The organism is Comamonas sp. JNW, assembly GCF_003105075.1.
Lineage (GTDB): Bacteria > Pseudomonadota > Gammaproteobacteria > Burkholderiales > Burkholderiaceae_C > Comamonas > Comamonas squillarum.
In genome coordinates, this window is record NZ_QETI01000003.1 from 168,053 (window position 1) to 188,841 (window position 20,789).

At 65.5% G+C, this 20,789-nt stretch carries 17 protein-coding genes and 1 riboswitch; of the genes, 13 read left to right on the forward strand and 4 right to left on the reverse strand.

Annotation, left to right across the window (positions count from 1 at the left end):
* The first annotated feature begins 3 nt into the window (after positions 1-3).
* The 9 genes from DCO45_RS06435 to DCO45_RS06475 all read left to right on the forward strand — a co-directional run bounded on the left by DCO45_RS06435 (position 4) and on the right by DCO45_RS06475 (position 11,288).
* Positions 4-732 carry a cobalt ABC transporter substrate-binding protein gene (locus DCO45_RS06435; RefSeq protein WP_116925048.1) on the forward strand — a complete coding sequence of 243 codons (729 nt, stop codon included), beginning with the start codon at positions 4-6 and terminating at the stop codon, positions 730-732.
* Positions 729-1,055 carry a DUF3649 domain-containing protein gene (locus DCO45_RS06440; RefSeq protein WP_021027639.1) on the forward strand — a complete coding sequence of 109 codons (327 nt, stop codon included), beginning with the start codon at positions 729-731 and terminating at the stop codon, positions 1,053-1,055. The genes DCO45_RS06435 and DCO45_RS06440 overlap by 4 nt, the downstream gene beginning before the upstream one ends.
* Positions 1,052-2,773, forward strand: coding sequence for a PepSY-associated TM helix domain-containing protein (locus DCO45_RS06445; RefSeq protein WP_116925049.1), 1,722 nt, complete (start codon positions 1,052-1,054; stop codon positions 2,771-2,773). Before DCO45_RS06440 ends, DCO45_RS06445 begins: the two co-directional genes overlap by 4 nt.
* The gene (locus tag DCO45_RS06450; RefSeq protein WP_116925050.1) at positions 2,770-3,057 is read left to right on the forward strand and encodes a DUF3325 domain-containing protein; all 288 of its coding nucleotides are present in this window, start codon (positions 2,770-2,772) and stop codon (positions 3,055-3,057) included. The genes DCO45_RS06445 and DCO45_RS06450 overlap by 4 nt, the downstream gene beginning before the upstream one ends.
* 127 nt (positions 3,058-3,184) lie before the next feature.
* Positions 3,185-4,597, forward strand: a complete 1,413-nt coding sequence (locus DCO45_RS06455) for an SWIM zinc finger family protein (RefSeq protein WP_116925051.1) — start codon at positions 3,185-3,187, stop codon at positions 4,595-4,597.
* Positions 4,594-6,315, forward strand: coding sequence for a DUF5691 domain-containing protein (locus DCO45_RS06460; protein ID WP_116925052.1), 1,722 nt, complete (start codon positions 4,594-4,596; stop codon positions 6,313-6,315). Before DCO45_RS06455 ends, DCO45_RS06460 begins: the two co-directional genes overlap by 4 nt.
* Before the next feature lie 43 nt (positions 6,316-6,358).
* Positions 6,359-7,441, forward strand: a complete 1,083-nt coding sequence (locus tag DCO45_RS06465; RefSeq protein ID WP_116925257.1) for an AAA family ATPase — start codon at positions 6,359-6,361, stop codon at positions 7,439-7,441.
* A gap of 47 nt (positions 7,442-7,488) precedes the next feature.
* On the forward strand, positions 7,489-10,050 hold the full coding sequence (locus tag DCO45_RS06470) for a DUF5682 family protein (protein WP_116925053.1): 2,562 nt from the start codon (positions 7,489-7,491) through the stop codon (positions 10,048-10,050).
* A gap of 116 nt (positions 10,051-10,166) precedes the next feature.
* Positions 10,167-11,288, forward strand: coding sequence for a VWA domain-containing protein (locus DCO45_RS06475; protein ID WP_243419282.1), 1,122 nt, complete (start codon positions 10,167-10,169; stop codon positions 11,286-11,288).
* A gap of 83 nt (positions 11,289-11,371) precedes the next feature.
* Here the strand turns inward: DCO45_RS06475 and DCO45_RS06480 are convergent, their stop codons facing one another.
* Positions 11,372-12,106, reverse strand: coding sequence for an aspartate/glutamate racemase family protein (locus DCO45_RS06480; RefSeq protein ID WP_021027627.1), 735 nt, complete (start codon positions 12,104-12,106; stop codon positions 11,372-11,374).
* A gap of 15 nt (positions 12,107-12,121) precedes the next feature.
* On the reverse strand, positions 12,122-13,654 hold the full coding sequence (locus DCO45_RS06485; protein WP_116925054.1) for an NCS1 family nucleobase:cation symporter-1: 1,533 nt from the start codon (positions 13,652-13,654) through the stop codon (positions 12,122-12,124).
* A gap of 419 nt (positions 13,655-14,073) precedes the next feature.
* Positions 14,074-14,236, forward strand: a riboswitch (yybP-ykoY riboswitch).
* A gap of 20 nt (positions 14,237-14,256) precedes the next feature.
* Here DCO45_RS06485 and mntP point away from each other — a divergent pair.
* The 3 genes from mntP to DCO45_RS06500 all read left to right on the forward strand — a co-directional run bounded on the left by mntP (position 14,257) and on the right by DCO45_RS06500 (position 17,117).
* Positions 14,257-14,826 carry a manganese efflux pump MntP gene (gene mntP, locus DCO45_RS06490; RefSeq protein WP_116925055.1) on the forward strand — a complete coding sequence of 190 codons (570 nt, stop codon included), beginning with the start codon at positions 14,257-14,259 and terminating at the stop codon, positions 14,824-14,826.
* A 442-nt stretch (positions 14,827-15,268) separates the two neighbouring features.
* The gene (locus DCO45_RS06495; protein WP_116925056.1) at positions 15,269-16,270 is read left to right on the forward strand and encodes a DUF808 domain-containing protein; all 1,002 of its coding nucleotides are present in this window, start codon (positions 15,269-15,271) and stop codon (positions 16,268-16,270) included.
* 235 nt (positions 16,271-16,505) lie between these two features.
* Entirely contained in the window at positions 16,506-17,117 is a 612-nt protein-coding gene (locus tag DCO45_RS06500) for an OmpW family outer membrane protein (protein ID WP_116925259.1), read from the forward strand.
* 98 nt (positions 17,118-17,215) lie between these two features.
* On the opposite strand, the gene DCO45_RS06505 is transcribed toward DCO45_RS06500, so the two are convergent.
* Positions 17,216-18,499, reverse strand: coding sequence for an aminotransferase class I/II-fold pyridoxal phosphate-dependent enzyme (locus tag DCO45_RS06505; protein ID WP_116925057.1), 1,284 nt, complete (start codon positions 18,497-18,499; stop codon positions 17,216-17,218).
* Positions 18,500-18,617: 118 nt separating this feature from the next.
* Positions 18,618-19,709 carry a YeiH family protein gene (locus DCO45_RS06510; protein ID WP_116925058.1) on the reverse strand — a complete coding sequence of 364 codons (1,092 nt, stop codon included), beginning with the start codon at positions 19,707-19,709 and terminating at the stop codon, positions 18,618-18,620.
* 167 nt (positions 19,710-19,876) lie between these two features.
* Here DCO45_RS06510 and DCO45_RS06515 point away from each other — a divergent pair, with 167 nt between their 5' ends.
* Positions 19,877-20,776 (forward strand): LysR substrate-binding domain-containing protein, encoded by a 900-nt coding sequence (locus DCO45_RS06515; RefSeq protein ID WP_116925260.1) that lies wholly within the window; start codon positions 19,877-19,879, stop codon positions 20,774-20,776.
* The last annotated feature ends 13 nt before the right edge of the window (positions 20,777-20,789 follow it).

The window sequence follows — 20,789 nt, forward strand, 5'->3', positions numbered from 1 at the left end:
CATATGTTGAAGAAATCCCTGTCTGCCCTGAGCCTGACCGTGCTGGCCATGTCCGCCCAAGCCCACCAGGTCTGGCTCGAGCCCGCCGGTGCAGACAACGCCGTGGTGCTGCGCTTTGGCGAGTTTGGCGACAACCTGCGCGAAGCGTCCCCCGGTCTGCTGGACCATTTTGGCAAGCCCCAGGGCGTGCTGATCAACGCCAAGGGCGAAGAGAAGGCCGCTGCCGGCAACAAGACCGCCAATGGCTTTGCGCTGCCTTTCAGCGTTCAGGCGGGCGAATCCATCGTGGCGGAGGACGCGAACTACCCGCTGTCCAAGTTCAAGCGCGATGGCAAGGATGTCACCAACTGGTACCACCCCGCTGCACGCCTGGTCACCGGCTTTGCCGCGCAAAAGCCCAAGCTGGCGCTGGACCTGACCCCGACCGGCAAGGACGGTGAGTTCAAGGCCACGTTCAAGGGCCAGCCGCTGGCCAAGACCCAGGTCGCGCTGGTCACCCAATCGGGCTGGATGAAAGAGGGCCACACCGATGCCCAAGGCCTGGTGCATTTCGACCTGCCATGGCAAGGCCAGTATGTGGCCGAGATCAAGCACAACGACCGCACGCCCGGCGAGCGCGCTGGCGAGAAGTACGACGGCGTGAGCTATGTGACCTCGGTCACCTATGTGAAGCCGGACGGCGTGGCCCCTGTGGCGGCTGGCCCCGTGGCAACGCCTAACCCGGCCAAATGACCAGCCAGGCGCTGAGCGGCGCCTTGCGCGCCGCGCTGGCCAAGGCCTGCCGGGTTGGCCCGCTGCTCTCGCGCATCGTTGCCGCCATTGGCGGCGGCTATGCGCTGGCGGCGGTGGCCAGCGTGGCGGTGCTGGCCTTGCCCATGGCCAAACCCCAGGCGGTGCTCGCCGGCACAATGGCCAGCTTTCTGGTCTACACCGGCGCGGTGATCTGGGTGTTTGCCGTGCGTTCGGCCACCCGTGCCTGGGTGGGGCTGCTGCTGGCCGCAATACCGCTGCTGCTGGCCGCCTGGCCGGTATGGAATGGAGTGACTCCGGCATGACTGCCATTGATAAAAAAGATAGCAAACCGAGCAAGCCAGCCGTGCGCGGCATCCGCCAGACCATGTCCGACCTGCATATCTGGGCCGGGCTGCTGGTGGGCTGGATTCTGTATGCGATGTTTCTCACCGGCACGGTGAGCTACTTCAAGGAAGAGATTTCGCAGTGGATGCGGCCCGAGCTGGCCCACCAGGCCGTGGTGCCCGATGCCGCCGAGGTGGCCCCGCGTGTGGCGCAGGTGCTGGAGCAAGTGGCCCCTGGCAGCAACCAGTGGAGCCTGGCCATGCCCGATGCGCGCAACAACGTCGTGAGCGCGTTCTGGCGTATTGCCAAGCCCGAAAAGGGCGAGCGCGGCTTTGGCAGCGCGGTGTTCGATCCGCAGACCGGCCAGAAGGTGGCCGGCCGCGAGACCGTGGGCGGTGAGTTCTTCTACCGTTTCCATTTTCAGTTCCACTACATGCCCGTGCTCTGGGCGCGCTGGCTGGCGAGTTTTTGCGCCATGTTCATGCTGGTGGCCATTGTCAGCGGCGTGATCACGCACAAGAAGATCTTTGTCGACTTCTTCACCTTCCGCTGGGGCAAGGGCCAGCGCTCCTGGCTCGATGCGCACAATGCGCTGTCGGTCTTTGGGCTGCCTTTCCACGCGATGATCACCTATACCGGCCTGGTCACGCTGATGGCGATGACCATGCCCTGGGCCAGCAGCGCTGCCTTCAAGACCCAGGCCGAGCGCCAGGCCATGCAAAGTGAGTTGAGCACCTTTATCCCCGCCGGCAAACCCAGTGGCGAGGCCGCGCCGCTGGCCCCCTTGGGCGATATGGTGCGCCAGGCCCAGCAGCGCTGGGGCGAAGACCGCATTGGCCGCGTCACCGTCAACAACGCAGGCGATGCATCGGCGCGCGTGATCGTCACCTATGGCGATTTCGAGCGCGTGTCGATCAGCCCCAAATACATGCTGTTCGAGGGCAGCACGGGCAAGCTGCTCGAGGTCAAGGACCAGGTCGGCGCGGCGGCCGAGACGCGTGGCGTGCTCTATGCCTTGCACCTGGGCCGCTTTGGCGATACCACCGTGCGCTGGCTCTACTTTCTCACCAGCTTGGCAGGCACGGCCATGGTCGGCACCGGCCTGGTGATGTGGACCGTCAAGCGCCGCACCAAGCTGCCCCATCCGGACAAGCCTTACTTTGGCTTCTGGCTGGTGGAGCGCCTGAACATTGCTGCGATTGCGGGCCTGAGCATCGGCATGGCCGCCATGCTCTGGGCCAACCGCCTGCTGCCGCTGGGCATGGAAAAACGCAGTGACTGGGAGATCCACTGGTTCTTCATCCTCTGGGGTGCCAGCCTGGTCTGGGCCATGCTGCGGCCTGCCAAGCGCGCCTGGGTGGAGCTGCTCTGGGCCGGTTGCGCGGCGCTGGCCTTGCTGCCGGTCCTCAATGTGCTGACCACCGACCGCCCGCTGTGGCGCAGCCTGATCGAGGGTGACTGGGTGTTCAGCGGGCTGGAGCTGACCTTGCTGGCGCTCGCTGCGCTGCATGCCTGGCTGGCGGTGCGCACCTGGCGCCACCAACCCAAGCGCAAGCCGCAGCGCCAGGCAGCGCCACGGCAAGCGCCTGCCGCCCGAGATGCTGACACGGGCGCGGTGGCCGCCAATGCGGTGGCCGTCAATACGGTGGCCGCCAACGCTGCCATTGCCACCGATCTGCAGGAGGCCCGGCCATGAATCACCTTGCCATTCAGCTGGTGTCGCTGCCAGCGTTTGCACTGCTGGCGCTGGCCATGGACCGCCACCAGCTCGACCTGTTGGGCCGTGAACTACCAGCTGGCCAAACCCGGGGCCTGCGCCTGGCCGGCTGGCTGGCGCTGCTGGCCTCGCTGGCGATAGCCGTGGGGCTCAAGGGTTGGTCGCTGGGCCTGGTGACCTGGTGCGGCCATATCTCGCTCAGCGCCGCCATCGTCATCCTCACGATGGTGGCCTGGGAACGCCGCAAATCTGTAAAAAAGTGAGACGCCAGGCGGGTCGCAGGCCTGTCTTGCATCATTTCGTCTTGCGCCCTGCCTACAATCGTGCGATGCCGCTAGAAATAAATCTATAAAGCGGTTTACTAACAGATTGAATGGACGGGGAGGCGGTTTGTCACGTGTCTTAGCAACCGAAGCCGAGGTGGTGGCGCTGTCACCGGATGCCTCTTCCACCAAGGCGGCACAAGGGTTGAAGAACCCCAGCAAATGGCCCAGCCTGGGCTGCAATGAAACGGCAGCCTGGGGCGAATGCCAGGGCAGCGGCTCCAAGCCCTACCAGACCCAGGTCGATCTGAGTGGGCCATCCTTCAAGTGCTCTTGCCCGAGCCGCAAATTCCCCTGCAAACATGGCCTGGCGCTGATGCTGCTGCGCGCTGCCGGCCAGGTGGCCGACAATGCCGAGCCGCCTGCCTGGGTCAGCGCCTGGCTGGACAGCCGCGCTGAAAAAGCCGAGAAAAAAGAAGCCAAGGCTGCTGCCATTGCCGCAGCTCCGCCGCCCGATCCCGAGGCGCTGGCCAAGCAGCAGGCCAAGCGCGACGACAAGCGCTGGGACAAGGTGGCCGCTGGCATGCAGGAGCTGCAACTGTGGATGCAGGACATGCTGCGCAACGGCCTGGCCAACCTCTCGGGCGACCAGCAGGCGCGCCAGCACTGGAACACGATGGCCGCGCGCATGGTCGATGCGCAGGCCAGCGGCATGGCCGCCCGTATCAAGGAGGCCTGGGAGCTGGTGGACAGCCATCCGCAATGGTCGCGTGACCTGCTGGTGCAGCTGGGCCACTGGCAATTGCTGGCCGATGCGGTGGCACGGCGCGATACCCTCGGCGCCGAGACCCGCGCCGATGTGATGGCCGCGCTGGGCTGGCCCATGGACAAGGCCGAGGTGCAGGCGCGCGGCCAGGCGCTGGCCGATGACTGGCGGGTCGTAGGCCTGCGCCAGATCGAGCGCGAAGGCCGTCTGCAGGAGCGCCGCGTATGGCTGCAAGGTCTGCACAGCGGGCGCATCGCCTGGCTGCTCGATTATGCGCAAGGCGGCCGTGGTTTTGAGACCGCCTGGGTGCCGGCGCAAAGCTACCGGGGCAGTCTGCATTTCTACCCCGGCCAGGCGCCTCTGCGCGCGATTGCGGGTGCTGATATCGAGTTGCTGGCGCCTGGCGCCGGCGCGCCTTTGGGCGAGGCGGCATGGCGCGATGCCTTGGCGCAGCTGAGCCAGCGCATGGCCGCCAACCCCTTGCAGCCGGTGCAGCCGCTGTGGTGCGGCCAGGGGCGCTTGCAGATCAGCGCTGGCCAGTGGTATGCGGTCTGGCCGCAACAGGGCGAGGCCCCGGCGCTGGTGCCGCTGGCCTTAGCCGATGACCAGGCCTGGCAATTGCAGGCGCTCGGTGGCGGCGCGCCGATGGCGCTGTTTGGCGAATGGGAGGGCGGCCAGCAGCAAGGGCGTTGGCGCCTGCTCAGTGCCTGGCAGGCTAGCGATGGCCAGGCGCCATGGACCAACATCTGGCAGAACCGGGGTGACGTGCTGTGAGCCATGCAAATCTTTGGGCTGCCTTGCAGCAATCGGCGCTGGTGGGCGCCGAGCGGCTGGCGCTGCCAGCCATCTTTACCCAGGGCATCGACCGCAGCGCGCCCGCCAGCCAGCAGGCCCTGCAAGCGGCCTTGATGCAGCCGGCGGGCAGCCAGGCCGAGCAAGTGCTGCGCGCCACGGCCGTTGCTGCGGTGCTGGAGCGCGTGGGCTGGCAGCCCGGTGCATCGCAGCCGCAACTGCCAGCGGCGGCCGGCCCCGCTGCGGTGCCGCCACCGGCCCAAGAATCGCGCCCGGCACCGCAGGGCGAGCCACTGTTGCGGCTGCTGGGCGAGGTGCTGCAGGGCAATGCGCCCGAGCTGCTGGCGCTGGCCTTGGCCAGCCTTGATGAAGCCGGCCAGCGTCTGCCTTATGCGCTGCTGGTCGATGCCTTGCACCAGGGCCGCCAATCGGTGGAGCTGCGCCAATGGCTCACGCCGGTGCTGGGCGAGCGCGGCCGCTGGCTGGCCGCCCAGAACCCGCAGTGGGCCTATGCGCATGGCGTGCAAGAGACGGCCGATGCCGAGCAGATCTGGCAGGAAGGCTCGCTCGAGCAGCGTGTGGCCTTGCTGCAGCAGCAGCGCGCCACCGACCCGGCAGGCGCACGCGCGCGGCTGGAGGCCAGCCTCAAGGAGCTGAGCGCCCGCGAGCGCGCACCCATGGTGCAGAGCCTGGCGCGCGGCCTGTCGGCCGATGACGAGGCCTTGCTGGAAAAGCTGCTGGGTGACCGCAGCAAGGACGTGCGTGAATCGGCCGCCAGCCTGCTGGCACGCCTGCCCAACAGCCCGCACAGCCAGCGCATGGGCGCGGCGCTCCAGGCCATGCTGAGCCAGGATGCCAATGGCGAGTGGCAGATCGAGCCACCCCAGGAGGGCCACAAGGACTGGGAGCGCGACGGCATCACCCTGCAGCCGCCCGCCTATATCAAAGGCCATCGCGCCTGGTGGCTGCAGCAGCTGGTGGAGCTCACGCCCCTCGATTTCTGGCAGCAGCATCTGGGCAAGACGCCCGAGCAGCTCTGGGAATGGAGCCGGCGCAGCGACTGGAAGGGCGCACTGCGCCAGGGCTGGATCGCGGCGCTGCGTGCCCAGCGCGATGTGCGCTGGCTGCCGCTGATCCAGAGCATGGAGAGCGACTCGCGCAGCAGCGATGTGCTGCCGCTGCTGATGGCCGAGCTGAGCGCCGCAGAGCGCGAAACCCAGTGGCTGGCACAGCTGCAGGCCAAGCTGGGCAAGAGCGCCTTTATCGAGGCCATCCACCGCATCGACGAAGGCATGGGGCGCGCAGAGTTGCTCTCGCCTGCGATGTCAAGCTGGTTGCTGGAGGCCTTGCTCAGCACCTTGCAGGCGCGCCAGCCTGCGGGCAACTGGCACAGCTGGCAGGCCGACCATGCCATTCTGGCCTGCGCACGCCGCCTGCAGGTGGGCGATCTGGAGCGCTTTGCGCAGCTGTGGCGCGCGCCACGCGCGGCAGTGCCCGCCGAGCCTGTGCCTGCCGAAGACGACACCGCGTTGGTGGTGCCCGAAGGTGCTACCGAGGCCGAAGTTGCCAAGCTCAAGGAGCAGCAGCAAGCGCGCCTGGAGCGCTCGCGTCTGCGCCCCTGGGACGACGAGCAGGTGCTCGCCCAACTCAACCGCATTGTCGATCTGCGCCTGGCGCTGCAAGCGGCCCAGCCCGCCTGATGGCGCCCACCCCGAACCTATTGATCTCTACCGGAAGCACACCATGAGCCAAGTACTACGCCAGCATGCCGAGCAGCAATTTGCCGAAGAACTAGATGCCCTGCAAAAGGCCGATGACCGCCCGCGTCCGCCCAACTGGAAGCTCTCGCCCTGGGCCGTGCTGCAGTACCTGATGGGCGGCACGCTGAGCAATGGTTTTGAAGTGAGCGCCAAGTACATCGGCAGCCCACGCCTGATGGAGATCGCGGTATCGACGCTCGCCACCGACCGCGCACTGCTGCTGTACGGCGTGCCCGGCACGGCCAAGTCCTGGGTGTCCGAGCACCTGGCTGCGGCCGTGAGTGGCGACTCGACCATGCTGATCCAGGGCACGGCCGGCACCAGCGAAGAGCAACTGCGCTACGGCTGGAACTATGCGCAGCTGCTGGCCCATGGCCCCTCGGAAAAGGCGCTGGTCCCCAGCCCGCTGGTGCATGCGATGAAGCTGGGCAAGATCGCCCGCATCGAAGAGCTGACCCGCATCCCCGCCGATGTGCAGGACACCTTGATCACCGTGCTGTCCGAAAAGACCTTGCCGGTGCCCGAGCTCTCGACCGAGTTCCAGGCCGTCACCGGCTTCTCGGTGATCGCTACGGCCAACAACCGCGACAAGGGCGTCAACGAGCTCTCCAGCGCCTTGAAGCGCCGCTTCAACACGGTCGTGCTGCCCGTGCCTGCCTCGCAGGATGAGGAAGTGAAGATCGTCACCAAGCGCGTGGGCGAGCAAAGCCGCGCGCTGCAGCTGCCCGCTGAAGCCCCCGCGCTCGAAGAGGTGCGCCGCGTGGTGCAGATCTTCCGCGAGCTGCGCAATGGCCAGACCGAAGACGGCAAGACCGTGCGCATCAAGTCGCCCAGTTCCACCTTGTCGACCGCCGAAGCGATCTCGGTGATCAACAGCGGCATGGCGCTGGCCGGCCATTTCGGCGATGGCGTGCTGCGTGCGCACGATGTCGCCTCGGGCCTCTTGGGCGCCGTCATCAAGGACCCGGTGCAGGACAGCGTGGTCTGGAAGGAATACCTGGAGACCGTCGTCAAAGAACGTTCCGAGTGGAAAGACCTGTACCGCGCCTGCCGCGAGCAAATCTAAGCCGCTGGCGCCGTTTTTCTTCTGCCCCGACAACGCTGACCGAGCCCATGGCCACTTCTGCTGACAACGTCCATTTCTTTGGCATTCGCCACCACGGCCCAGGCTGTGCGCGCAGCCTGGTGCATGCGCTGGCGCAACTGCAGCCCGACTGCCTGCTGGTGGAAGGCCCGCCCGAGGGCGAGGCGCTGCTGCCGATGCTGCGCAGTGCCGAGCTGCGCCCGCCTGTCGCCATGCTGGTGTACATGCGAGACGAGCCCAGCCAGGCCGCGTTTTACCCCTTTGCCGAGTTCTCGCCCGAGTGGCAGGCGCTGCAATGGGCGAGCGAGCAAGGGGTGACCACGCGCTTTATTGACCTGCCCCAAACCCATGCGATGGCCCAGGACTGGGCGCGGCGCCAGGCGTTGAAAAAGCCGGAGCCCGCGCAGGATGTGGATGGGGAAGAGGGCGAGGACGATCCGGTGCAAGCAGTGGACGAGGCGCCAGGCGATGCCGCTGAGGCCAGTGCCGACACAGCCCCGGTGGTGGATATGGACAGCGACGTCGGCGAACCGATTGAGAGCAAGCAGCCACCGATGCGCGACCCGCTCGACTGGCTCGCCCATGCGGCCGGCTTTGAGGATGGCGAGAGCTGGTGGAACCGCTTGGTGGAAGAGCGGGGTGACAGCGAAGCGCTGTTCAGCAGCATCAACGAGGCCATGACGGCAGTGCGCAGCGAACTGGGCGACGACGGCGAGGCCTGGCGCGGCCCCCACTATGTGCTGCGCGAGGCCCAGCGGGAGGCGCATATGCGCCAGTGCATCCGTGAGGCAGTCAAGGCCGGCTACCAGCGCATTGCGGTGGTCTGCGGCGCCTGGCATGTGCCGGCGCTGCAGCAAAGCACCACCGCCAAGGCCGACAGCGCCGTGCTCAAGGGCTTGCCCAAGGCCAAGGTGCTGGCGACCTGGGCGCCCTGGACCTACCGCAACCTGGCCAGCCGCAGCGGCTATGGCGCAGGCGTCACCTCGCCGGGCTGGTACGCGCATCTCTGGCAGTGCTACCGGGCCGATGCGGCCTTGTCACAGCATGCAGCAGAAGGCCTGGCCGTACCTGCACGCAGCGCCCGCGATGCCGCCACCTTGCGCACCGCAGGCTGGCTGACCCGCGTGGCGCGGCTGCTGCGCGACAAGGACCTGGACTGCTCCAGCGCCCACATCATCGAGGCCACCCGTTTGGCCGAAGGGCTGGCTGCCATGCGCGGCCAGCCGATACCGGGGCTGCAGGAGATCAACGAGGCCATCGTCACGGTGGTCTGCATGGGCGAGACCGCACCGCTGAACCTGATCGACGACGAGCTCACCGTCGGCCATGTGCTGGGCACGGTGCCCGCCGATGTGCCGCAGGTGCCGCTGCAGCGCGATATTGAGCAGCAGCAGAAATCGCTGCGCATGAAGCCCGAGGCGGCGAGCAAACTGCTGGCGCTGGACCTGCGCAAGGAGACCGACCTGGCGCGCAGCCATTTTCTGCACCGCCTGCGCTTGTTGGGCATTGGCTGGGGCACGCGCGCGGCCGATGCGCAGCGCAACCGTGGCACCTTCCGCGAGAGCTGGCAGATGCAGTGGGAGCCGGAGCTGGCCGTGCGCATCATCGAGGCCAGCGTGCATGGCGCCACCGTGGCGCAGGCCGCCACCGCGCGCCTGCGCGCCAGCCTCCCGCCCGATACGCCCTTGCCCGAGATTGCGCAGGCGATTGACGACGCGCTGCTGGCCAATCTGCCGCAACTGGTCGAATCGCTGATCGCCACCCTGGCCGAGCGCGCGGCCACCACCGGCGATGTAGCCCAGCTGCTGCAGGCGCTGCCGCCGCTGGCCAATGTGTACCGCTACGGCAGCGTGCGCCAAACCGATACCGCCTTGCTGGCCACGGTCATCGATTCGCTGGTGCTGCGCGCCGCCATTGGCTTGCCGGTGGCCTGCATGGCGATGGACGAAGACGCGGCCGCTGCGATGAAGGGCAAGGTGCTGGCCGCGCACGAGGCGCTGCGCCTGCGTGGCAATGATGCGCAAGCCCAGGCCGCAGTCGACGCCTGGCGCGCTGCGCTGCGCAGCCTGGCGATGGGCGACGCCGCTGCGGCCTTGCTGCGCGGCATGGCCTGCCGGCTGCTGCTCGATGAGCATCTGCTGGACAGCGCCGAGGTGGTGCTGCAGTTCAACCGCAACCTGTCCTTGGGCGCGGCGCCGCTGGATGTCGCCGCCTGGCTGGATGGCTTTTTGAACCAGCAGGCGCTGGTGCTGCTGCACGACGAGGCCATCTGGGGTGCCGTCGATGCCTGGCTGGCCGGGTTGGGTGAAGTGCAGTTTGCGCAGATTTTGCCGCTGGTGCGGCGCAGCTTTGCCAACTTCAGCAAGCATGAGCGCCAGAGCCTGGGCGACAAGGCCCGGCGCGCGCCTGTGGGCGGTGCGGCTGTGCCTGCTGCCGCCTTGGCGCTGGGCGATGAGGATGCCCCCTGGGACGAGGCGCGCGCCGTGCTGGCGCTGCCGCTGCTCAACACCCTGCTGGGGCTGGAGCTGCCGCCCGAGTTGCTGGCGCAGATTCCGCCTGCCGCCACGCCTGCCAAACAAGCCCTGGAGTGATGACGATGACTAATGCCACCCATCCCGCGCCAGGCTCGGCGCAAGACGATAGCCAAACCCTGGCAGCCGACGCGGCGGAGGCGCTGCAGCCGACCACCCGCTTGCAGCGCTGGCGCATGGTGCTGGGCAGCCCGGCCGATGCCAGCTGCGGAACCGTGGGCGGACGCCTGCAGGAGATGGACCAGGCGCTGGCCGCGCTCTACGAAGGCGACAGCCAGCTCGGTTCACGCAGGGGCGGCCGGGGCAATTCTTCGCCCTCGGTGTCGCGCTGGCTCGGCGATATCCGCAAGTACTTTCCGAGCCAGGTGGTGCAGGTGATGCAGCGCGATGCGATGGAGCGCCTGCAGCTGCGCGAGTTGCTGCTGCAGCCCGAGATGCTGGAGAACGTGCAGCCCGATGTGCACCTGGTGGCCAACCTGATTTCGCTGGGCTCGGTCATCCCGCAAAACACCAAGGCCACCGCGCGCCTGGTGGTGCGCAAGGTGGTGGACGAGCTGATGAAAAAGCTCGAAGAGCCGATGCGCAGCGCCGTGGCCGGCGCGCTGGACCGCAGCCAGCGCAACCGCCGCCCGCGCCATGCCGAGATCGACTGGAACCGCACGATACGCGCCAACCTGCGCCACTGGCAGCCCGAGTACCAAACCATCGTTCCCGAGACCTTGATTGGCTACGGCCGCAAGGCGCGCCGCCCGCAGCGCGAGGTGATTCTGTGCATCGACCAAAGCGGCTCCATGGCCAACTCGGTGGTCTACTCCAGCATCTTTGGTGCGGTGATGGCCAGCCTGCCTGCGGTAGCGACCAAGCTGGTGGTGTTTGACACGGCGGTGGTGGACCTGACCGACAAGCTCGACGACCCGGTCGATGTGCTGTTTGGCGTGCAGCTGGGCGGCGGCACCGACATCAATGGCGCTGTGGGTTACTGTCAGAGCCTGATCAGCGAGCCGCGCAACACCATCCTGGTGCTGATCTCGGACCTGTACGAGGGGGGCGTGGAATCCGGCCTGCTGCGCCGCGCCAACGAGCTGGTGGAATCGGGCGTGCAGTTCATCACCTTGCTGGCGCTGAGCGACGAAGGCGCGCCCGCCTACGATGCCGCACTTGCCGCCAAGCTGGCGGCCTTGGGCGTGCCATCCTTTGCCTGCACGCCGGATGCCTTCCCGCAGCTGATGGCAGCCGCCATTCGCCGCGATGATGTGGCGGCCTGGGCGGCAACCCAGGGGTTCAAGACCAGTCAATGACGCTGCCTGGCACTCACCCAGCCAGAAAAAAGCCCTGCGGTGCAGGGCGGTTGGAGTAAACAGAGGCTGGGAGATGGAGCCGTTTAGCGGCCCAGCGAATCGGGCAGCGGAAAGCCGGTGATGCGCTTGGCACGCGGCGGCGCATAGGTGCGCACCTTGGAGGTCTTGAGGCCCAGGCGCACCAGCGATTCGGCAATGGTCACCGCAGCGGCCACGCCATCGACCACGGGCACGCCGGTGCGGCTACGCACCTTGTCTTCAAGCTCGGCCATGCCGCCGCAGCCTAGGCAGATGACCTCGGCATGGTCTTCTTCCACCGCCTTGGCCGCCTGCTGCACGATGGCATCGACGGCGCGCTCGGGCTGGCTCTCCAGTTCCAGCACGGCCATGCCGCTGGCGCGTACCGAGGCGCAGCGCGCATCCAACCCGGCCAGCTTGAGCCGGTCTTCGATCAAGGGCACGGCGCGGTCCAAGGTGGTGACCACGGCGTATTTGTGGCCCAGGAACATGGCCGTCGATGCCGCAGCCTCGGTGATGTCGACCACCGGCACTTCCAGCAGCTCTTGCAGGCCTTCGCGGCCATGCTCGCCGTAGCCGGCCTGGATGACGGCATCAAAGGGCTGGTCATAGCGCATGACGGCATCCATCACGCCGACGGCGCAGAGGTAGCTCTCAAAATTGCCCTCCACCGATTCAGCGCCAAAGCGCGGGGTGAGGGCGACGATCTCGGTGCCCGGTGCGGCCGCCCGGCGCGCCTGGGCGCCGATGGCCTCGGTCATGCTCTCGGTGGTGTTGACGTTCACGATCAGAATGCGCATGCAAAAAACTCCGTCTCAATGTTGGGCATGGTTCACGGCAATGGCCTCGCCGTCCTGGTCTTCATAGTGCTGGCCCTTGGGCGTCAGCAGCCAGTAGAACAGGCCGCCAAGCCCGGCCGCTATGAACCAGGAGAAATGCGACACCGACTCGAGTGCCGGCAAAAAGGCGAACAGCAGCGCAATCAGGGCCGAGGGCACCAGGGCCTGGATGGCGCGGCGGTTGACGCCGTTTTCGTAATGGTAAGGGCCGTTGCGGTCATCGCTGTAGAGCGCTGGCACATGCACGCGCTGCTTGCGGATCAGCCAGTAATCAGCCATCACGATGCCAAACAGTGGGCCCAGGAACGAGCCCAGACCGCCCAGGAAATACAGGATCACCAGCGGTGAGTCATAGAGGTTCCAGGGCAGGATCACAAAGCCGAGGACGGCGCTGACGAGGGCCGCGCGGCGGAAGTTGAGCTGGCGCGGCAGCAGGTTGGCCAGGGCCAGAGCGGGTGCGACAAAGTTGGCCATCAGGTTGACGGCGATGGTCAGGATCAGCAGCGACAGGCTGGCGAGCACCAGCAAGGGCTTGTTGGGGATCTTCTCGACGATGTCGGTCGGGCTCAGGATCAGCGTGCCATCAATCGCCAGCTGGCCGCCGGTCAGCACGACGACGATCAGGCCGAAGATCAGCATGTTGATGGGGATGCCCCAGAAGTTGCCCTTGACCACGGCGCTGCGCGAGGTGGCACCCCGGGTGAAGTCACAGAAATTGAGCACAAAGGTGCCATAGATGGCGACCCACAGCGAGGCTGCACCCATGATCTGCACCCACATCGCCGCACCTGTGCTGGGCTTGGGCGCCGTCCACTGGATCTTGCCGCCCGAGCTGTACAGCACCCAGCCGGCCAGCGCGATAAAGGTCACCAGAATCACCGGGCCAGCAAAGGCCTCGTACTTGCGGATGCTCTCCATGCCCCAGCAGGCAATCATCGTCTGCACCACCCACAGCAGGCTGAAGCTGATCCAGCCGAGCACCGGCAGGCCCAGCACCTGGTGCGCCAGCAGCGACTGCAGGCTGGGGAAGAGGGTGATCAACAGCACATCGAGCACCTTGGAGGCCAGGTAGGTCTGGATGCCGAACCAGGCAATCGCGACACCGCCCCGGATCAAGGCCGGGATCTGCGCACCCCGGGTGCCAAAGCTGATGCGGCTCATCACCGGAAAAGGCACACCCGTCTTGGGGCCCATGAAGCCCGACAAGGTCAGCAGCACAAACAGCAAGGCAGCGCCCATCATCAGCGCCGTCAGAATCTGCCAGCCACCCAGGCCCAGCGCAAACAGGCCGATGGCAAAGGCGTAGTTGCCCAGGCTGTGCACATCATTGGCCCAGAGCGTGAACAGGCTGTAGGCACCCCAGGAGCGGCTGTCTTTCTTGGTGGGCGCGAGGTCTTTGTTGTAGAGCGAGGGGCATACGCCGGCGGGCAATGCACCGGCCGCTGCGGGGCGCTGCTGTGCGGGGTTGAAGGCAAAGCCTGCGTTCTGGTCTGCTGCAAGATCGGTCATTGACATCCTTGGATCGGGCGCATCCAGCTGCGCCTTATTTGCGGCCTGGCGGCCGGGTTTGTCTCGTCATGTGCGCGGGTCCATGCATGGCATGTGCAGCACAAGACAGGCCTCAATGGCTATGCGTTGTGTGCACATATGCATACATTAAGTGTATACAAAACACCTGAAAATGAACTAGGGGCAACCCTCGGTGAAGTGCCACGCTGTTACTTGGGAGACGCCTTGGCTGCCTCTGTCAGAGGGTGCCAAGGGAGAGCTGCAATACATGAGCTTGCTCATGTTTCGGCTTGTAGCGGTTGGCGTTTTGCTGGGTCCAGGCCGCAACAGCAAGACGGAAATACGATCCATTCCTAAAGAACTTGGCGCGGTTGGGGCCATGTGCTCCTAAGCGCTGCGCAGCGTTTAGACTGCGGCTTCCCTTGGGGAGTAGCCTGCTTCCGCGCTGGAAGCGTCTGCGTCAACATACTCGGCATTTCGCATGCTGTGGCGCAGACATCCGTTCTTCGGTTGGCGAGACCATCGGCATGCCAGCACGACCTCGGTCGGGCAGTGGTGGCGTGCCGTTGTGCTCATGCCCGACTGTCCTAGAAGAACCTCCGATGAACGCTGCTTCCATTTCCCTGTTGGCGCTTGCCATGTCCACCGATGCCTTTGCTGCCGCGATTGGCAAAGGCTCTGCCCTTGTCAAACCCCGTTGGTCCGAGGCGCTGCGCACCGGCCTGATCTTTGGTGTCATCGAAGCCATCACGCCGCTGGTGGGCTGGGCGCTGGGCTATGCCGCGGCCGATTATGTGAAGGCCTGGGACCACTGGATTGCCTTTGTGCTGCTCTTGGTGCTGGGCGGCCGCATGGTGCTGGGTGCCTTCCAAAGTGCCGATGAGCCCGAGATGAGCCGGCCCGCGCGCCATGGCTTCTGGCTGCTGGTCGCCACGGGCTTTGCCACCAGTATTGACGCGATGGCGGTAGGCGTGGGCCTGGCCTTTCTGGATGTGAACATCACCGTCGTTGCGCTCAGCATTGGTTTTGCCACCTTTGCGATGGTGACCCTGGGCGTGATGGTCGGCCGCATTCTGGGCAATATCACGGGCCGCTGGGCAGAAGCGGTGGGTGGTGTCGTGCTGATTGCCATTGGCTCGCTGATTCTGTACGAGCACATGGTGGCCGTATAAAATCAAAGCCCTCCGCTGGCGTGGCAGAGGGCTTGGCTGCGTTTTGCGCTGTAGGAGCGTTGCTACAGGCAAAACAAAGCCCCGCAGAGCAGGGCTTAAGTGAGAGAGATCAGTGGGCTTGCAATTGCTGCGGGTGCCGGGTTTTTAGTTCTGGCTCAACCGCTTGCAGGCTGCGCTGGTATCAGAAGCGGGCAGGAGCACGCTTACGGTCACGTTCGTCTTCAGGCCAAATAGCAAACACTTCAGTCATTTCAGTCCTTTCACCTTTCTGGTGTAGATGGGTGTACAACGGGCCGCGCGCTGAAGTTGTTGACAAGGCCTGCATAAAGTTTTGTGAACAAGCTCCAACAAAACGTAGAAATCACCGTTTTATAGGGTCTGACACAGCATTGCACCGCGAAATCGCTATGATTTGCCACCGAATTTGGATTGGGAGTGCGTAATGGCTGGTGCTGGTTTGTTGATGTTGCTCGATGATATTGCGACCTTGCTTGACGATGTGGCGCTGATGACCAAGACGGCTGCGGGCAAGAGCACGGCCATCCTGGACGATGTGGCCACGCAGACCAAGGTGGCGGTGCAGAAGACCGCGGGGGTGCTGGGCGACGACCTGGCGCTGAACGCCGAGCAGGTGACTGGGGTCAAGGCCAACCGGGAGTTGCCGGTGGTCTGGGCGGTGGCCAAGGGGTCGCTCAAAAACAAAGTCATCTTGGTGCCGGCAGCGCTTTTGATCAGTGCTTTTGCGCCTTGGTTGATCACGCCGCTGTTGATGCTTGGCGGCGCTTTTCTGTGTTTTGAAGGGGTGGAGAAGGTGCTGAGCCTGTTTCACAAGCCCGGCAAACAGGCGCCCCATGATGCCGTCAAGGAGTCCGAGCAGGCGGCGCAGATGGGCGTGGCGCCATCATCCGTGAAGGCTGCCAGCGAGAAAAACATGGACCCGGTGGCCTATGAAAGAGCCAAGGTGGCGGGTGCGGTGCGTACCGATTTCATTCTGTCTGCAGAAATCATCGCCATCGCGCTGGGCACCGTGGCCAGCAAGCCGCTGTGGGAGCAGTTTGCGGTGCTGGTGGCCGTGGCACTGGCGATCACCGTGTTTGTCTATGGCCTGGTGGCCGGTATTGTGCGCATGGACGATGTGGGCATGTGGCTGATGCGCAAGACCAGTGCCGCAGCCCAGGCCCTGGGCCGGGGCCTGATTGCGTTTACGCCCTGGCTGATGCGTGGCCTGTCGATTGTGGGAACGGCTGCGATGTTCATGGTGGGCGGCAGCTTGCTGGTGCATGGCATGGGCCCGATCGAGCATTGGTTGGAGAGCACCGTAGCCCCGATGGGCGGTGTGGTGGCCATGCTGGCCCCAACGCTGGTGCACGTGGCCGTCGGTGCGGTCATTGGTGGCCTGGTGGTGCTGGCGGTAGAGGCCTGGCACAAGATGCGCGGCCACTGATCGACAGCAACCACGGATGGCTGCTGGCCGCGTCCCTCGGGCGCGGCGCTGCAAGAAGCAGAAGGCGGCATCGCAACAGCGGGCCGCCTTTTTTCATCGCTTGTTTTGTCGGGTTGATCTGGGTCAGGGCAGCCTGGCCCGCATGAGCAGAAGATGCTGAACATGGACGGCAGACAAGGGCCGGTTCCGCAACTTTTCAATCCATGCGAGCAAGATCGCAGCGAGGGCAATGACGATGAAAAAAATGATGTTGGCAGCGGCAGCTGTATGTGCAATGGCGTCGGGCGCGGCGATGGCGCAAGAGGCGCAAAGCCCCTGGCAAGTGCGTGTGCGCGCCGTGCATCTGGACAGCGCCAACAAGGACTCCACCGGCCTGGGCCTGTCGATCAATGACAAGACGATTCCCGAAGTGGATGTGAGCTACTTCTTCACGCCCAATATCGCGGCAGAGCTGGTGCTGACCTACCCGCAAAAGCATGACCTGCGCTCGGACGGCGCCAAGATCGGCACGCTCAAGCACCTGCCGCCCAGCCTGCTCGCGCAGTACCACTTCACCAATATGGGCGCCTTCAAGCCCTACCTGGGCGCTGGTGTGAACTACACGCGCTTCTCGAACGTGAACTTTGCACCGGCTGTTGAGGCCGCGCTCGATCCATCGATCAAGAAGAACAGCTTTGGCCCGGCGCTGCAGATCGGCTTTGACTACATGCTGGACAAGCACTGGTCGATCAACGTCGACGTGAAGAAGGTCTACATCAAGACCGATGTGCGCTCGGCCGGCACCAAGGTGGGCACTTTTAAGGTGGATCCTTGGTTGCTGGGTGTGGGTGTGGGCTACCGCTTCTAAACAGGTCCTCATGCCCGCTCCTGGTGATCCAGGAGCCACAGAGCACTGTGTTTGAGCCGCTTGTTGAAAGCGGCTCTTTTTTTGCGTGCGACGGCCCCTCAGACCTTGGCCAGCGCCTGCTCCAGATCGGCCAGCAGGTCATCGACATGCTCGATGCCGACCGACAGGCGCACCATGCCTTCGCTCACGCCGGCTTTCTCCAGCTCTGCGCTGTCCAACTGGCGGTGCGTGGTCGAAGCCGGGTGCGTCGCCAGCGATTTGGCATCGCCAATATTGACCAGGCGGGTGAACAGCTGCAGCGCATCCAGAAAGCGGGCACCGGCGGCGCGCCCTTCGCCGTCTGCGGCGTTGAGGCTGAAGGACAGAATGCCCGAGGCGCGGCCGCCCGACTGCTTTTGCAAGGTGGCATGGTCCGGGTGGTCCGGCAGGCCCGCATAGCGCACCCAGGCCACCTTGGGGTGCTTTTGCAGCGTCTCGGCAATCTTTTGCGTGTTCTCGCAGATGCGGTCCATGCGCAGCGCCAGGGTCTCGATGCCTTGCAGGATCTGGAAGGCGTTCTGCGGCGAAATGGCTGCGCCCATATTGCGCAGCGGCACGACGCGCGCGCGGCCGATGTAGGCCGCAGGGCCCAGCGCTTCGGTGTAGACCACGCCGTGGTAGCTCACATCGGGTTCATTGAGGCGCTTGAAGCGCGCCTTGTGCTCGGCCCAGGGGAACTTGCCACTATCGACGATGGCGCCGCCCACGCTGGTGCCATGGCCGCCCAGGTACTTGGTGAGCGAATGGACGACGATGTCGGCGCCATGCTCGATGGGGCGCAGCAGATAGGGCGAGGGCACGGTGTTGTCCACGATCAGCGGCACACCATGGCGGTGGGCCACATCGGCGAGCGCGCGGATATCGGTCACATTGCCCAAGGGGTTGCCGATGGACTCGATGAACACGGCCTTGGTCTTGTCGTCGATCAAGGCGCCAAAGCTGGCCGGGTCGCGTGGATCGGCAAAGCGCACCTCAATGCCCTGCTGCGGAAAGGTATGGGCAAACAGGTTGTAGGTGCCGCCATACAAGGTGCTGGCCGAGACGATGTTGTCGCCCGCTTCGGCCAGCGTTTGGATAGCTGCGGTGATCGCTGCCATGCCCGAGGCCAGCGCCAGCGCGGCAATGCCGCCTTCGAGCGCGGTCACGCGCTTTTCCAGCACATCGGTGGTCGGGTTCATGATGCGGGTGTAGATATTGCCCGGCACCTTCAGGTCAAACAGGTCGGCGCCGTGCTGCGCGCTGTCAAAGGCGTAGGCCACCGTTTGGTAGATGGGCACGGCAGCAGCCTTGGTAGTGGGGTCGGGCGAATAGCCTGCGTGAACGGCCAATGTCTCGATGCGCATGGTGTTGGAATCCTTGTGTGCTTGGCGGAATGAATCGTTGGTTGTTGTAGCAGTTTTGCGCGCCGGGCCAACGATTTTTTGGGTATGAGCTTATGAGGCCGCAGAGCCCCGAGCCCCCTCAGAGCCAGGTATTGACCGCCAGCCCGCCCAGCACCAGCCAGACAAACAGCACCAGGGCCAGCAGCAAGGGCTTGATGCCCGCAGCCCGCACGGCGCGCACATGGGTGGTGAGCCCCAGGCCGGCCATCGCCATCGTCAGCAAGGCGTTGTCCCACTGCACACCGATGGCGAGCGCCTGCGCCGGGATGACGCCCAGCGAATGGATGCCCGCGACTGCGACAAAGCCCAACGCAAACCAGGGAATGGTGATCTGGCGGGCCTGCACGGCGCCACCGGCTGCCGGCTGCCGGACCGCTGCAGCGCTGCCAGGGCGCCTGGCCAGCCACAGCGACAGCGCGATCAGAAACGGGGCCAGCATCATCACCCGCACCATCTTGGCGACCACGGCGGTGTCGGCCGCGCTGCTGCTGATGGCGCCGCCAGCAGCGACCACCTGCGCCACCTCATGCACGGTCGAGCCCACCCAGAGGCCATAGCCGGACTCGCTCATCTGCAGGCTGGGCGCGAGCCACTGGTAGAGCACCGGGTACAAAAAGGTGCCCACGGTGCCAAAGACCACCACGGTGGCGATGGCGACCGCCACATCATCGGCGCGCGCCTTGGCCACCGGGGCGGTGGCCAGCACGGCCGCTGCGCCGCAGATGGCGCTGCCCGCGCCCACCAGCATGCTGGTGCGGGCATCCAGCCCCAGCCAGCGCTGGCCCAGCCACTGCGCCAGCACAAAGGTGCTGCCGAGCATCAGCGCATCGATCAGCACGCCGCTGGCGCCGACGGCGGCGATGTCCTGGAAGGTCAGGCGCAGGCCATAGAGGATGATGCCCAGGCGCAGCAGCTGCTGCTTGGACAGGCCCACCCCCGCAGCCGCCGGCGCCTGCACCCAGCCGTAGACAGTATTTCCCACCAGCATGCCGATGACGATGGCCAGCGTGAGCGCGCTCAGCCCATGGCTGCCAAACCAGGGCAGGGCCGCGAGCGTGCTGGCCAGCCAGGCAATGGCCGCACACAGCAGCAGGCCCGGTGCCAGGCGTTTGGCGCCATCGAGCCAGTGGCCGTTGCGCAGTTGGGGGAGGGAGAGGGGGGCGAGTGACATGGGCGGTTCCAGAGGCCCTGGCAGGGCCAAAAGCGGTGGCCTGCCGGGCGATATGGAATCACTATAGAAATTATTCTTATATCTGTATAACTAATTGTTTGGTTAATATCTACCGATAAAATAGGTAGATATTTTTTATCAACCCAAGCGCCTTGTGCGCCATCAATATGCTCCATCTCAGCCTGCGCCAGTGGGAGGTCTTCTGCGCCATCGCCCACAGCGGCAGCACCGTCGCTGCGGCCCAGGCCATCGGCCTGTCGCAATCAGCGGTCAGCGCCGCTTTGCAGCAGCTGGAGGCGGGCCTGGGCGCGCAGCTGTTTGCGCGCAGCGGCAAGCGCCTGGTGCTCAATGATCTGGGGCGCAGCCTGTGGCCGCAAGCGCAAGGCTTGCTGGAGCTGGCCTTGCAGCTGGAGCAGGCCACGCAGCAGACCGAGCCGATGGCGCCCGTGGTGCTGCGGCTGGCGGCCAGCACCACGATTGCCAACCATGTGCTGCCGGCCATCCTGACGGACTTCATGCAGCGCTATGCGCTGGTGCGGTTTGAGGTGGTGATCGGCAATACGCGCGAGGTGGCCGAGGCGGTGGGCGAGGCCAGTGTGGACCTGGGCTTTATCGAAGGGGTGAGCCACTGGCCGGCGCTGGAGGTGCAGCCCTGGCGCGAGGATGAGCTGGTGCTGATTGCCGCGCCGGGCCATGCGCTGGTGGCCGCTGCCGGCCACAGCCCTGTCAGCGCCCAGCAGCTGGGCGCTTGCCGTTGGCTACTGCGTGAAGAGGGCTCGGGTACGCGCGAGGCAGTGGAGTTTACCGTGCTGTCCCAGCTGCGGGAATGGCCGATTGCGGCGGTGCTGGGCAGCTCCGAAGCCATTTGCACGGCGGTGGCGCGCGGGGCGGGCATCAGCTGCCTGTCACGCGTCATTGCCCAGCCCTGGATCGAGCGCGGCGAGCTGGCCGTGCTGCACAGCCTGTTGCCGCCGATGCGGCGCCAGTTTTCGCTGCTGCAGCGCCAGGGCAAGCAGCGATCGCCGGTGCTGCAGGCCTTGGTGCAGGCCTGTATGGACGCTGTCTGAGCCCAGTTGAGCA

What these genes read in the sequence shown, in the direction of transcription:
- DCO45_RS06445 (WP_116925049.1), top strand. Translation starts at nt 1,052, where the DNA reads ATGACTGCCATTGATAAAAAAGATAGCAAACCGAGCAAGCCAGCCGTG.
- mntP (WP_116925055.1), top strand. Translation starts at nt 14,257, where the DNA reads ATGAACGCTGCTTCCATTTCCCTGTTGGCGCTTGCCATGTCCACCGAT.
- DCO45_RS06480 (WP_021027627.1), bottom strand. Translation starts at nt 12,106, where the DNA reads ATGCGCATTCTGATCGTGAACGTCAACACCACCGAGAGCATGACCGAG.
- DCO45_RS06450 (WP_116925050.1), top strand. Translation starts at nt 2,770, where the DNA reads ATGAATCACCTTGCCATTCAGCTGGTGTCGCTGCCAGCGTTTGCACTG.
- DCO45_RS06435 (WP_116925048.1), top strand. Translation starts at nt 4, where the DNA reads ATGTTGAAGAAATCCCTGTCTGCCCTGAGCCTGACCGTGCTGGCCATG.
- DCO45_RS06485 (WP_116925054.1), bottom strand. Translation starts at nt 13,654, where the DNA reads ATGACCGATCTTGCAGCAGACCAGAACGCAGGCTTTGCCTTCAACCCC.
- DCO45_RS06510 (WP_116925058.1), bottom strand. Translation starts at nt 19,709, where the DNA reads ATGTCACTCGCCCCCCTCTCCCTCCCCCAACTGCGCAACGGCCACTGG.
- DCO45_RS06500 (WP_116925259.1), top strand. Translation starts at nt 16,506, where the DNA reads ATGAAAAAAATGATGTTGGCAGCGGCAGCTGTATGTGCAATGGCGTCG.
- DCO45_RS06515 (WP_116925260.1), top strand. Translation starts at nt 19,877, where the DNA reads ATGCTCCATCTCAGCCTGCGCCAGTGGGAGGTCTTCTGCGCCATCGCC.
- DCO45_RS06495 (WP_116925056.1), top strand. Translation starts at nt 15,269, where the DNA reads ATGGCTGGTGCTGGTTTGTTGATGTTGCTCGATGATATTGCGACCTTG.
- DCO45_RS06505 (WP_116925057.1), bottom strand. Translation starts at nt 18,499, where the DNA reads ATGCGCATCGAGACATTGGCCGTTCACGCAGGCTATTCGCCCGACCCC.
- DCO45_RS06465 (WP_116925257.1), top strand. Translation starts at nt 6,359, where the DNA reads ATGAGCCAAGTACTACGCCAGCATGCCGAGCAGCAATTTGCCGAAGAA.
- DCO45_RS06470 (WP_116925053.1), top strand. Translation starts at nt 7,489, where the DNA reads ATGGCCACTTCTGCTGACAACGTCCATTTCTTTGGCATTCGCCACCAC.
- DCO45_RS06440 (WP_021027639.1), top strand. Translation starts at nt 729, where the DNA reads ATGACCAGCCAGGCGCTGAGCGGCGCCTTGCGCGCCGCGCTGGCCAAG.
- DCO45_RS06475 (WP_243419282.1), top strand. Translation starts at nt 10,167, where the DNA reads ATGGTGCTGGGCAGCCCGGCCGATGCCAGCTGCGGAACCGTGGGCGGA.